Source organism: Haloarcula regularis (genome assembly GCF_029338315.1).
Taxonomy (GTDB): Archaea; Halobacteriota; Halobacteria; order Halobacteriales; family Haloarculaceae; genus Haloarcula; species Haloarcula regularis.
Genome location: NZ_CP119794.1, coordinates 326,563 through 338,947, shown reverse-complemented (window position 1 = coordinate 338,947; position 12,385 = coordinate 326,563). Strand labels below are relative to the sequence as shown.

Here is a 12,385-nt window from a genome sequence, read left to right as displayed (position 1 = left end):
TATGGTTGATCTGGTCACGTTCGGCGAAACGATGCTCCGACTCTCTCCGCCAACCCAGGAGCGAGTCGAGACCGCAGACCAGTACGACGTCCACGTCGCTGGCACCGAGTCCAACGTCGCGGTGGCGGCCCAGCGACTCGGCCTCGAGAGCACGTGGGTCTCGAAACTCCCCGACTCCCCGCCCGGCCGGAAGGTCGTCAACGAGATCCGCGGCCACGGCGTCGACACCGACATCGTCTGGGACGATACGGCGAACGCACGCGTCGGGACCTACTACCTGGAGCAGGGCGAGGTCCCGCGTGGGAACAACGTCATCTACGACCGCGCGGGCGCGAGCGTGACGACGGCCGAGACGGCCGAGCTGCCGACCGAGCTGCTGGAAGAGACGACGGCGTTCCACACGTCGGGCATCACACCGGGGCTCTCGGAGACGCTCGAGGAGACGGCGGCGGACCTGCTGGCGACGGCCGACGAGGCGGGCGCGACGACGAGCCTCGACGTCAACTACCGGTCGAAGGTCTGGCCGCCCGAGGAGGCCGGGTCGGTCCTGACCGATCTGTTCCCGCACGTCGACGTGTTGCTCACCGCGAAGCGCGACGCCGAGAACCTCTTTGACCGCACGGGGTCGGCCGTCGAGATAGCGTCGTCGCTCACCGACGACTACGGATTCGACGTCACCGTGGTCACGCAGGGCGCGAAGGGCGCCGTCGCAGCCACCGCGGACGAGCAGTTCGACCAGCCGGCCTACGAGGCGACCGACGCGCACCCGGTCGGCTCGGGCGACTCCTTCGTCGGCGGGTTCCTCTCCCAGTACGTCACGGGCGAACCGATTCCCGAGGCGCTCCGGTGGGGGGCGGCGACGGCAGCGCTCAAGCGGTCGGTCCCCGGCGACATCGCCGTGCTCTCGCCCGACGAGGTCGAACGGGTGATGGAGGGCGACAGGGCCGAGATCTCCCGGTAGCGAGACGCCACAATCGCCTAAGGGCGTCGGCACAGCGCCGTCAGACAAGTTTCTTATCCCCTGCCACGGTACGCTGGAGTATGACTCAGTCTACTCCCGTTTCGCTACCAGGGCGCACGGAGGGACCCGTAGATGCGTAACGCGAAGATCGTCTGTACGCTGGGCCCGGCCTCCGAGTCGGTCGAGGAGATCGCGGAACTCGCCCGGGCGGGGATGTCGGTGGCACGGCTCAACGCGAGCCACGGGTCGCCGGAGCACCGCCGGGAGATGATCGACCGCATCCGGGAGGTCGACGAGATCGTCGACCAGCCCGTCGCGGCGATGCTGGACATGCCCGGGCCGGAGGTCAGGACCGCGCCCCTCGAAGCGCCGATACAGCTCGAGGAGGGGTCGACGGTCCGGTTCGTCGTCGGGGACGACGCGACGCCGGAGGAGGTCGGCCTCTCGAAGTCCATCGCGGCGGCCGGCCCAGGTGACCGCGTACTGCTGGACGACGGCCGAATCGAGACGACCGTCGACCGGGTCGAAGACGGGGTGGTCTATGCCACCGTCGAGAACGGCGGCGAGCTCGAATCGCGCAAGGGCGTCAACGTCCCCGGTGTCGAACTCGGCCTGCCGACCATCACCGAGAACGACGAGCAGGAGCTGGACGTCGCCGCCGAGAAGGAACCGGACTTCGTGGCGGCGTCGTTCGTCCGCGACGGCGAAGCCATCTACGAGATCAACCAAGCGATCGAGGAGCGCGGCGTCGACATCCCGGTCATCGCCAAGATAGAGCGGTCGGGCGCCGTCGAGAACTTAGCGTCCATCATCGAGGCGGCCTACGGCGTGATGGTCGCCCGGGGGGACCTCGGCGTGGAGTGCCCGCTCGAGGACGTCCCCATCATCCAGAAGCGCATCATCCGGAAGTGCCGCCAGGCCGGCGTGCCTGTCATCACGGCCACGGAGATGCTCGACTCGATGGTCCACTCCCGGCGGCCAACCCGCGCGGAGGCCTCGGACGTCGCCAACGCCGTCCTCGACGGCACCGACGCGGTGATGCTCTCGGGCGAGACGGCCATCGGCGACCACCCGGCCCGCGTCGTCTCGACGATGGACCGTATCGTCCGTGACGTCGAGGAGAGCGAGGAGTACGACGAGGCCCGCGAGCAGTGGGTGCCGGCCGCGGGCGATACCCGGACCGACGCGCTGGCACGGTCGGGCCGGTACCTCGCACGCGACGTCGACGCCTCGGCACTCGTGGCCGCCTCCGAGTCCGGGTACACGGCGCTGAAGGCCTCGAAGTTCCGCCCGTCGATCCCGATCGTCGCCTCCACGCCGAGCACGCAGGTCAAGCGGAAACTCGCGCTCTCGTGGGGCATCTCCCCGGTCACGACCGAGTACACGAGCGAGGGTGCGGACGCGGTCATCCAGAGCGCGGTCCAGGCAGCACTGGACACCGAGGCGGCCTCGGGCGGCGACACCGTGGTCGTCATCTCCGGGATGATGACCGAGCTCGAGGGGATGAACACCGCGAACATGCTCAAGGTCCACGTCGCCGCAGAGACGGCCGCCCGCGGCCGGTCGGTCGTCGAGGGCATCTCGACGGGGCCGATCCACCGCATCGACCCCTCGGGCGACATCGAAGCGATGCCGACCGGTGCCATCCTCGTCGTCCCGGAGCACTTCGACGCCGAGCTGGTCGGCGAGACGAGTCGCATCGGCGGTATCATCGACGAACACGACGGCATGACGAGTTACGCCGCCATTGTGGCCCGCGAGCTGGGCGTGCCGATGGTCTCGGAGACGACCCTCCCGGACTCCGTGACCGACGGCACGACGGTCACGCTCGACGCCGAGCGGGGCGTCGTCTACCGGGAAGCGACCGACCGCGGCCGGACCGGCGACCGGCCCCGGTAACGAATATGTGCAATTAAGTACTGCTGGGGCGACCACACAACCAACATGGCCGCATACGCAGGCGTCGACCTCGGTGCGACACATATCCGCGCCGTCATCGGCGACGAGTCCGGGACGATTCTGGGGTCACACAAGACGAACACGCCCCGTGGCCCCACCGGAATCGCCGTCACGGAGGCGGTCCTCGACGCGCTCAGGCAGGCAACGGATGCCGCAGGAATCGGGCCGAGCGACGTCACCGCGGCCGGCATCGCCGCCATCGGACCGCTGGACCTCGCGGAGGGCATCATCGAGAACCCCGCAAACCTCCCCGACACCATCGACCGAATCCCCCTGACGGGCCCCGTCTCCAAGCTCGTCGGGAGCGAGCAGGTCTTCCTGCACAACGACGCCAACGCCGGGGCCATCGGCGAGCGCTTCTACTCCGACCGCAACCCCGACGACATGGTGTATCTCACCATCTCCTCGGGCATCGGCGCCGGCGTCGCCGTCGACGGGAACATCCTCAGCGGGTGGGACGGCAACGCCGGCGAAGTCGGCCACATGACCATCGACCCCCACGGGTTCATGACCTGCGGGTGTGGCCACGACGGTCACTGGGAGGCGTACTGCTCGGGGGACAACATCCCGAAATACGCCATCGCACTCCACCGCGAGGATCCCGTCGAGACGGCCCTGCCCATCGAGACAGAGGAGTTCTCGGCTGCTGATATCTTCGAGTATGCGGGCGAAGACGACTTCGCCTCCCACGTCCTCGACCAGATCTGTCACTGGAACACCATCGGCATCGCGAACATGGTCCACTCCTACGCGCCGCTGGTCATCTACGTCGGCGGTGCCGTCGCCCTCAACAACCCCGACAAGGTGCTCGAACCGATTCGCAACCGGCTCGACGACATGGTCATGGCGAACATCCCCGACATCCAGCTGACGTCGATGGGTGACGATGTCGTGGTCCGGGGCGCACTCGCCTCGGCGCTGACCCGCGGGACCGGCGACCGCGACATGCTGCGGTAAACCGGGCGCTCAGCCCCCGAGGTCGTAGAGGCGGCAAAAGGCCGTCGGCGGAAACCGCGGTTCGACGCGACTTGGTGGGCGACCCTGCCCGGTCCAACCGTCGGCCTTGACGCGGTCGACGATGCCCGCCTCGGCCATCTCGTAGAGGAAGCGCTTGACCGTTCCCGGCGAGAGGTCGACGACGTCGCGATCGCTGATGGCCGCCGTCGTCCGCGTGACCGACGCCGTCTCGTCGTCGTCGAGGTCGATGAGTTCTCTGAGCACTGTCTGGCGGTTCGCCGGGAGCGCGAGGACGCGTCCCAGTTCGACGCAGGGCGACGGCATCTCGTCGATGGCCGCCTCCACGTCGCCGCCGGAGATACGGTCCCGGCCGGCCGACTCGGCGGTGGCCGCCGCGACGAGGAGGACCGCAAGCGCGTGGTGGGCGTTCCCGTCGGCCCACCTCGCGATGCGCCGGGCGACCGTGTGCTCGAGCGCCTGCTGTGTCAGGCCGTCCGACGCCCGTGTCATCACGATGTCGACCAACGTCTGCTGTCGGTACGGCTCGATACCGAGTTCGCGGGCAGTGTAGTCGGTCAGCCGGGCCGCCGCGGGCGGGGACTGGCCGACGGCGAGCCAGCTCGTGTTGCTCGGGAGGCCGGCAAACAGGTCGACGAGCGCCGTCGGGTCGGTACCGTCCGGGTCGTCGACGTGGTCGACGGCGACGACGGCGCCGGTGGGGCGCCCGTCCAGCAGCTCCCCCAGACGTGATCTGAGCGTCTCGGTCCCGATGCCGTGTTCGGGTACGGCCTCCTCGGTGAGGCTGTCGAGGATGGCGTGATAGAAGGCGAACTCGCTCCCGGTCGCCCGGGTGTCGACGTAGACGAAGGCGGGCGACGTCGCGGGTTCGGCCCGCGTGCTCGTGTGGATTACCGACCGCCCGTCCGTGGGCAGGGCGTCGAGCTTCGCGAACAAGGCCGTGACGACGGCCGACTTGCCCGTCCCCATCGGCCCGTGGACGTACGCGTTCGGCGGAAGGGTGCCCTCGAAGACCGGATCGAGGTGGTCGAGCAACCGCTCGAAGACCGGGCCCCGGTCCGTCGGCTCCTCGGCGTGGAACACCGGCGACAGCGACTCGTAGTCGCGGACGAGTCCCTGAGCGCCCTCACGCCGCTGTCGCCGTTGGATGCGGGATTCGAGGTCCATCGTTCGGGAGCGGTGGTCCGGATAGTTACCGAGGCCCGGACCGTGACGGTAAACATTACAGTGACGGGTATAAAGATTACTGCGAGCCGGGGCGTCGGCTCGTTCGAGACGCCCGGAAGATCCGGCCCGGCGTCGGGTTCACGACGGGCCGAAACCTGACGATGTCGACCCCGCAAGACGGCACGTTCGGGAGACGAAGCAGTGCACAACGGCCCGAACCGGCGAAGCCGGGAGGTCGCCACGCGTCGCCGGCTTCGTCACTCGGGGACCGCGACCGGGAATAACGAACCGGACCGGCTACCGTCCGTCCACGTCACGGTTCGTTCACGGTTCCGCACGGAAATTTACTGACGCCATCCGGTTCAACGGTAAAATAAAGTGCGTGGCATCCAAAGTCGCGGTAAGGTAGATGGCATCGACACCACACATCGCCGTCCTCGGTGGCGGTTCGACCGGTGCGGGGATCGCCAGGGACCTCGCGATGCGGGGGCTCGACGTGACGCTCCTCGAACAGGGGAACCTCACGCACGGGACGACCGGGCGGATGCACGGGCTGCTCCACAGCGGGGGCCGATACGCCGTCTCGGACCAGGCCAGCGCGACCGAGTGCATCGAGGAGAACCGCGTTCTGCGCGACATCGCCAGTCACTGCGTGGAGATGACCGGCGGGCTGTTCGTCAAGCGACCAGAGGACTCCGAGGCGTACTTCGAGGCGAAGTTGCAGGGCTGTGCGGACTGTGGCATCCCGGCCGAAGTCGTCTCGGGCGAGGAGGCCCGGGCGATGGAACCACACCTGGCGAAGGACGTGGACAAAGCCATCTCGGTGCCCGACGGGGCAGTCGACCCCTTCCGGCTCGTCGTCGCCAACGCCGCCAGCGCCCAGGAACACGGTGCCCGGATCGAGACCCACTCGAAAGTGACCGACCTGCTGGTCGAGGACGGTGAGATCGTCGGCGTCGAGGTCGAACACGCCTCGGGGCCGGGCAAGCGCGTCCACGGGACCGAGGGCGGCACGGAGGAGATACGCGCCGACTACGTCGTCAACGCCACCGGCGCCTGGGCCGGGCGCATCGGCGACATGGCTGACCTCGACATCGCCGTCCGCCCGTCGAAGGGCGTCATGACCATCATGAACATCCGGCAGGTCGATACGGTCATCAACCGTTGCAAGCCCAAGGGCGACGCCGACATCATCGTCCCCCACGAGACGACGGCCATCCTCGGCACCACCGACGAGGAGGTCGAGGACCCCGAGGACTACCCCGAGGAGCAGTGGGAGGTCGATATGATGATCGACACGCTGTCGGAACTCGTGCCGATGCTCCAAGAGGCCCGGACCATCCGCTCGTTTTGGGGCGTCCGCCCGCTGTACGAACCGCCGGACGTCGGCAGCACGGACCCGACGGACATCACGCGAGACTTCTTCTTGCTGGACCACGAGGACCGCGACGGGATGCCGGGGATGACCAGCATCGTCGGCGGGAAGTTCACCACCTACCGGATGATGGGCGAGCAGATATCCGACCACGTCTGTGGCAAGTTCGGTATCGACGCGACCTGCCGGACTGCGGCCGAACCGCTCCCGGGCAGCGAGGACTTCTCGGTCCTGCGGGACTACATGGACGAGTTCGGCCTGCGCTCGCCAATCGGCCGCCGCAGCGTCGAGCGCCTCGGCTCGCGGGCCGACGAGGTGCTGCAGACCGACCGGCCGAACCCGACGGTCTGCGAGTGCGAGGGGGTGACCCGCGCTGAAGTCCAGGACGCCATCACCCAGTCGGGGTCGGACCTCAACGCCGTCCGCATCCGCACGCGGGCGACGATGGGCAACTGCCAGGGCGGCATCTGCAGTCACCGACTCGCGAACGAGCTCCACCGGGAGTACGACCAGCACGTCGTCCGCCAGGCGTGGGACGAGCTCCTCCAGGAGCGCTGGAAGGGCCAACGCCACGCGCTGTGGGGCGAACAGCTCTCCCAGGCGGCGTTGAACTACTCGCTGCACGCGACGACCCAGAACCGTGACCACGACCCCGCCGACGGCGACCCCGTCGACTTCGCGGCGTTCGACGACGGCGTCGACCACACCGGGGGGTCGGGCGGCGCGGACGTCGCCGCCGACGGGGGGCGACATGGCGATTGAGTCGGAGGTACTGGTCGTCGGCGGCGGCCTGGCCGGACTCACGAGCGCCATCACCGCCGCCCGCGAGGGCGCGGACGTGCGCCTGGTCTCCTACAAACAGAGCACGCTCCGACACGCCTCCGGGCTGGTCGACCTGCTCGGGTACACGCCCGACGGCGAGGGGCCGCTGACCGACCCGTACGCGGCGATGGCCGACCTGCCCGACGAGCATCCCTACCGGACCGTGGGCGTCGAGACGGTCCGTGAGGCGATGTCGCTGTTCGACGCGGTGACCGCCTACGATGGCGGCCACACCGACGCCAACGCCCTGCTCCCGACCCACGGCGGCACGGTGAAACCGACCGCGCGGTATCCCCCCGGGGCCGCCGCGGGTGTGGCGAGCGACGACCGCGACATGTTGCTGGTGGGTCTGGAGTCGATGACCGACTTCGACGCACCCCACGCCGCCGCCCACATGGACGCCGCCGGCGTCCCGTTCGGCGTTCGGGGGGTCACCATCCAGTTCCCCGGCGACCTGCGCGCGGACGCGAAGGTGACCCGGTACGCGAAGCTCCTTGACACGAACGGCGAGGTGGCCGTCCGCGGCCGGAAGCGCCCCGTACGCGACGCGCTCGCCGAGCGCGTGAACCCGCTGCTCGAAGGCGAAAAGCGGGTCGGCTTCCCGGCGGTGCTGGGCGACGACAGGGCCGACGCGGTCAGGGCGACCCTCGCCGAGCGGATGGGCGTCGACGTCTTCGAGGTCCCCGCGGGCCCGCCGTCGCTCCCCGGCCTGCGCCTCGAGGACGCGCTGTTCGAGGCCCTGGACGAGTCGGGTGCGAGTTTCGAGACCGGTAATCCCGTCGTCGAGTACGAGGGCGACGGGGGCGTCGAGCGGGTCTTCCTCGAGAAGAACGGCGCGAAGATTCCCGTCTCGGCCGACCAGTACGTCCTCGCGACGGGGGGCCTGGTCGGCAAGGGCATCGAGTCCGACCGCGAGGCGGTCCGCGAACCGGTCTTCGACTGTCACGTGCCCCACCCAGCGGACCGCTACGACTGGTTCGACGAAGCCGTCTTCGGCGACCACCCGTTCGCGGCGTTCGGCGTGACGACCGACGCCACGTTGCGACCGCTGGACGAGTCCGGTGCCCCGGAGTTCGACAACCTCCGGGCCGCGGGCGGTGTGCTTGGCGGGTACGACTACGCGGCCGAGAAGTCCGGCAGCGGGGTATCGATCGCGACAGGCTACGCGGCGGGCCGGAACGCCGCACGGGAGGTACAATGAGCGACGCCGAAGAGAGCCCTACATTCGAGCCAGCTGCACCGAACACGGGAGACGAGTTCGAACCGGTCGACGTCTTCCCCGATAGCGACGACTTCGACCTGCGCCCCGGCGCGGACTCCTGTTACAAGTGCTCCACCTGTGACACGAACTGTCCGGTGGCGGAGGTCGACGACGACTTCCCCGGGCCGAAGTTCCAGGGGCCCGAGCAGTGGCGCCTGAAACAGACGGACGACGACTACACAGTCGACGACTCCATCATGTCGTGTTCGAACTGCATGCGCTGTGACAACGCCTGTCCGTCGGGCGTGCCGCTCAGCCAGATGCACAACACGGCCCGGGGCGAGTACGTCAGCGAGCAGATGGACACGCTCTCCGTCGAGTACGTCCGCAACCGCATCCTCGCGAACTACCGGACGTCGGCGTTCCTCGCGAGCAAGGTCCCGCGCCTCGCGAACGTCGCGATGAACTTCGGCCCGGCCCGCTGGCTGATGGAGAAGACGCTGGGGGTCACCAGGGAACGGGACTTTCCCGAGTTTGCGACACAGACCTTCCGCGAGTGGTGGGCCGACCGGGGCGGGGCCGACGCCTCCCGCCGGAACGCCCGCGAGCGCCGCGAGCGCCGCGGCGAACCCACCGACGGCGAGAAGAAGGTGGCGTACTTCCACGGCTGTTACTCCAACTACAACACCCCGGAGGTCGGGAAGGCGATGGTCAGGGTCTACGAGCACTTCGGCTACGAGGTCGTCGCGCCCGAACAGCGCTGCTCCGGAACGCCGATGTTCGCCAACGGGATGCTCGCCGACGCCCGCCGGCACGCGGAGGTCAACGTCTCCTCGATGTCGGACCTGGTCGAGGAGGGGTACGACGCCGTCGCGTCCTGTACGTCCTGTTCGATGGCGCTGCGCCAGGAGTACCCCGAGCTGTTCGACATCGACGGCATCGAGGAGGTCGCCGCGAACACCTTCGAGGCCCTCGAGTACCTGCGCATCAACGAGGACCTCACCGGCGCGGTCCGGGAGGCGGAGGTCTCGGGCGACCTGGCCCGAGAGTTCGCCTACCACGCGCCGTGTCACGCCCGCAATCAGGGTCTGGACCGCCAGGCCGTCGAACTGTTCCGCGACCTCGAGGGCGCGGGCATCGAGGACGTCGGCGAGTCCTGCTCGGGCATCTCGGGCACCTACGGCTGGAAGGAAGAGAAGTACGAGAAGTCGATGGAGATCGGCGAGGAGATGTTCGAGCACATGGCCCACGCCGAGGGCGAGGTCGGCATGACCGAGTGCCCCACGTGTGCCATGCAGATGGAACACGGCTCCGGGTACGAGATCCGCCACCCGCTGGAACTGCTCGAGGCCGCCCTCGTCGAGTGAGTCGGTCGCCGTCCCGGCGACGACGGGATTCGGAGGACCACAGCGTCACTGACCCACCACAGTGCGAGTGCTGAGGCGGCCGGTCACCCGACCGGGTCGACGCCGGTGAACTCGAAGCGGGCGCCGCCCTCGGGCCCCGTGGTGACCGAGATGTCCCAGCCGTGGGCGTCGGCGATACGCTCGACGATCGCCAGCCCGATACCGGTCCCGTCTTCGTTCGTCGAGTGGCCCGGTTCGAACACCGCCTGGCGCTCCTCGAGTGGGATACCCGGACCGTCGTCGGCCACGTAGAAGCCACCGTCGAGGCGACCGGCGGTGACGGTCACGTCCCGCCCGCCGTGTTCGACGGCGTTGCGGACGAGGTTCTCGAGCAGTTGCACCAGCCTGCTCCGGTCGGCCCGTAACCGCACGTCGCCCCGTATCGCGAGCGTCGCCGCTTCCGTGTCGACGGTCGTCCAGCACGCCTCGAGGACGTCGGCGAGAGAGACGGCTTCGACGTCGTCCAGGTCGCGCCCTTCCCGTGCCAGGGTCAACAGGTCGTCGACGAGCGCCAGGCTCCGGTCGACCGCCTCGCTGGCCCGGTCGACGTGTTCGTTGTCGCACTCCTCGCGGGCCAGTTCGAGGCTGCCTTCCGCGACGTGAAGCGGGTTCCGGAGGTCGTGGCTCACCATCCCGGTAAACGCGTCCAGTCGCTTGTTCTTGCGTTCGAGAGCCAGTTCGCGCTCCGTGCGCTCGGTGACCACCTCCTGGAACCCGACGAAGTTCGTCACCTCGCCGGTCCCGTCCGCGATTGGCGCGACGGTGACCCGGTTCCAGAACTCGGTGCCGTCCGCGCGGTAGTTCCGCAGTTCGACGGTGACCGGTCGCTCGTCGTCGATCGCCGCCCGCAGTTTTGCCACCGGTTCCGGGTCGGTCCCCTCGCCCTGGAGTAACCGGCAGTTGCGGCCGAGTATCTCCGCTCGATCGTAGCCGGTTATCTCCTCGAAGCGGTCGTTGACGTAGACGAGGGGGTTGTCGTCCTGTGAGGGGTCGGTGAGCGTGATGCCGACGGGGGCCTCGTCCATGGCGCGCTCTTTCAGAGCGAGGTCGGCCTCACGGTCCCGTGTATCGCTTATGTCCCGGACGGTACAGACCATATCGCCCGTCTCGGTCCGTGAGACGACGTGCTCCTCCGGGAACGTCGACCCGTCGGCCCGGAGGCCGGTCGTCTCCCCGTGCCAGTACCCCTCCGACGCGACCGCCGGGAGTATCTCGTCGTACGCGACGTCGGTGGCCGCGTCCGGGTAGACAAGCTCCCAGTGCTCGCCCAGCATCTCCGCGGGTTCGTACCCGTAGATGTCGGCGTAGGCCCCGTTTACGTAGACGAACCGGCCGTCCTCGTCGAGGATGCTGATGCCCTCCTGTGCGCTCTCGACGGCCGCGAGGTGCCGTTTCCGGGCCACCTCGGCCTCCGTGCGCTCGACGGCGTTCGATATCTTGTTGGCCAGCATCGCGTACTGTTCGGTCCCGCCGGACTTCTGGAGGTACTCCGTCACACCGGCCGAGATAGCCTCGCTCGCGACCGTTTCGCTCCCTCGTCCGGTATACAGGATGAACGGGAGGTCGGCGTACTCGCTCCGGACCGCCTCGAGAAACGCCAGCCCGTTCTTCCCGGGCATGTTGTAATCGGAAACGACACAGTCTGGCCGACTAGTTTCGATGCGGTCGAGTCCTTCGGCCGCGGAGGATGCCGTTTCGACGACGAACCGGTCGTCCTCCCGCTGGAGGAACGTCGCGGTCAGCTCGGCGAACTCCGGGTCGTCGTCGACGTGGAGCACCCGAATCGTGCCGCCACTTGCCACGGTCACCCTTGCTTGTAGACGAGTGCCGGTACAAAGAGGTGTCGGCAGATGTCACTCGGGATGGTCGTTCTGCGGTGGCAGCAGCCTCGAGCGGGCGGCCGCGACGAGTGCTTCAGTCGGGGGGTCGTCACTCGAGCGTGGAGGTCGCTGCGTCCCGCTCGCCGGCAGAGACAGAGAGAAGAAGGGCGTTTACTCCTCGCCGCGGACGAAGGTGACCGGGCACGGCGCGTTCAGCATGACCTCCTGTGCGGTCGAACCGAAGACGGCCTTGCCGGTCGGGGATCGCTTGCGGCCGCCGACGACGACGAGATCGGCGCCGGTATCCTCGGCGAGCGAGACGATCTGGTCGCCGTGGTTCCCGACGGCTCCTCGGGCGGAGTGGACGATGCCGGCCTCTTCGAGTCGGTTGCTGAGATCACGAACCGTCGTGTGTCGGTCGGCGACTTCGTCCGGGTCCGCCTCGCCGGTCGAGGCGAACTCGAGTCGGTCGACGACGTCCTCGTACTGGTCCTCCGTGAAGACGTGCGCGACGGTGACCTCCGCGCCGGTGGGGCCGGCGATGTCGATGACGGTGCGGGCGAGTTCTTCGACGCGGTCTTTGTCGTTCGGGCCGACCGCGAGCAGTATCTTTTCGAGCGCCATGGGCATCTGTCCACTCGGCTGAACAGTAAAGGCTTCGGAAATACTACTACTGTGGTAAATTTCCCGAGTCCGACA

The 12,385-nt window shown here is 68.4% G+C and carries 9 protein-coding genes; 6 read left to right on the top strand and 3 right to left on the bottom strand.

The genetic code is table 11. From position 1 onward, the window contains the following. Position 1 precedes the first annotated feature (1 nt). From kdgK1 to P1N55_RS01850, 3 genes are all read left to right on the top strand, one after another. Positions 2 to 961 (top strand): bifunctional 2-dehydro-3-deoxygluconokinase/2-dehydro-3-deoxygalactonokinase, encoded by a 960-nt coding sequence (gene kdgK1 / locus P1N55_RS01860; RefSeq protein WP_276277332.1) that lies wholly within the window; start codon positions 2 to 4, stop codon positions 959 to 961. 132 nt (positions 962 to 1,093) lie between these two features. Then, positions 1,094 to 2,860, top strand: a complete 1,767-nt coding sequence (pyk, locus tag P1N55_RS01855; protein ID WP_276277331.1) for a pyruvate kinase — start codon at positions 1,094 to 1,096, stop codon at positions 2,858 to 2,860. A 45-nt stretch (positions 2,861 to 2,905) separates the two neighbouring features. Next, entirely contained in the window at positions 2,906 to 3,877 is a 972-nt protein-coding gene (locus tag P1N55_RS01850; protein ID WP_276277330.1) for an ROK family protein, read from the top strand. A 9-nt stretch (positions 3,878 to 3,886) separates the two neighbouring features. Here P1N55_RS01850 and P1N55_RS01845 read toward each other — a convergent pair whose 3' ends face one another. Then, positions 3,887 to 5,062, bottom strand: coding sequence for a Cdc6/Cdc18 family protein (locus P1N55_RS01845; protein ID WP_276277329.1), 1,176 nt, complete (start codon positions 5,060 to 5,062; stop codon positions 3,887 to 3,889). Positions 5,063 to 5,471: 409 nt separating this feature from the next. On the opposite strand from P1N55_RS01845, the gene glpA reads away from it, so the two are divergent. From glpA to P1N55_RS01830, 3 genes are read left to right on the top strand one after another with little or no spacing between them, the layout of a single operon-like run. Further along, positions 5,472 to 7,199 (top strand): anaerobic glycerol-3-phosphate dehydrogenase subunit GlpA, encoded by a 1,728-nt coding sequence (gene glpA, locus P1N55_RS01840; RefSeq protein WP_276277328.1) that lies wholly within the window; start codon positions 5,472 to 5,474, stop codon positions 7,197 to 7,199. Continuing rightward, positions 7,189 to 8,460, top strand: a complete 1,272-nt coding sequence (gene glpB / locus P1N55_RS01835) for a glycerol-3-phosphate dehydrogenase subunit GlpB (protein WP_276277327.1) — start codon at positions 7,189 to 7,191, stop codon at positions 8,458 to 8,460. The genes glpA and glpB overlap by 11 nt, the downstream gene beginning before the upstream one ends. Further along, a complete protein-coding gene (locus P1N55_RS01830) occupies positions 8,457 to 9,827 on the top strand; it encodes an anaerobic glycerol-3-phosphate dehydrogenase subunit C (RefSeq protein ID WP_276277326.1) in 1,371 nt (456 codons plus the stop codon). Before glpB ends, P1N55_RS01830 begins: the two co-directional genes overlap by 4 nt. 83 nt (positions 9,828 to 9,910) lie before the next feature. Here the strand turns inward: P1N55_RS01830 and P1N55_RS01825 are convergent, their stop codons facing one another. Together P1N55_RS01825 and P1N55_RS01820 are read right to left on the bottom strand one after the other, a co-directional pair. Next, on the bottom strand, positions 9,911 to 11,674 hold the full coding sequence (locus tag P1N55_RS01825) for a hybrid sensor histidine kinase/response regulator (RefSeq protein WP_276277325.1): 1,764 nt from the start codon (positions 11,672 to 11,674) through the stop codon (positions 9,911 to 9,913). Between the two features lie 183 nt (positions 11,675 to 11,857). Then, positions 11,858 to 12,310: a universal stress protein gene (locus P1N55_RS01820; RefSeq protein ID WP_276277324.1), complete on the bottom strand. Its 453-nt coding sequence runs from the start codon at positions 12,308 to 12,310 to the stop codon at positions 11,858 to 11,860. Between the last annotated feature and the right edge of the window lie 75 nt (positions 12,311 to 12,385).

Excerpts from the sequence above, each read along its gene's own strand:
- kdgK1 (WP_276277332.1), top strand. The coding sequence starts at position 2 with ATGGTTGATCTGGTCACGTTCGGCGAAACGATGCTCCGACTCTCTCCG.
- pyk (WP_276277331.1), top strand. The coding sequence starts at position 1,094 with ATGCGTAACGCGAAGATCGTCTGTACGCTGGGCCCGGCCTCCGAGTCG.
- P1N55_RS01850 (WP_276277330.1), top strand. The coding sequence starts at position 2,906 with ATGGCCGCATACGCAGGCGTCGACCTCGGTGCGACACATATCCGCGCC.
- P1N55_RS01845 (WP_276277329.1), bottom strand. The coding sequence starts at position 5,062 with ATGGACCTCGAATCCCGCATCCAACGGCGACAGCGGCGTGAGGGCGCT.
- glpA (WP_276277328.1), top strand. The coding sequence starts at position 5,472 with ATGGCATCGACACCACACATCGCCGTCCTCGGTGGCGGTTCGACCGGT.
- glpB (WP_276277327.1), top strand. The coding sequence starts at position 7,189 with ATGGCGATTGAGTCGGAGGTACTGGTCGTCGGCGGCGGCCTGGCCGGA.
- P1N55_RS01830 (WP_276277326.1), top strand. The coding sequence starts at position 8,457 with ATGAGCGACGCCGAAGAGAGCCCTACATTCGAGCCAGCTGCACCGAAC.
- P1N55_RS01820 (WP_276277324.1), bottom strand. The coding sequence starts at position 12,310 with ATGGCGCTCGAAAAGATACTGCTCGCGGTCGGCCCGAACGACAAAGAC.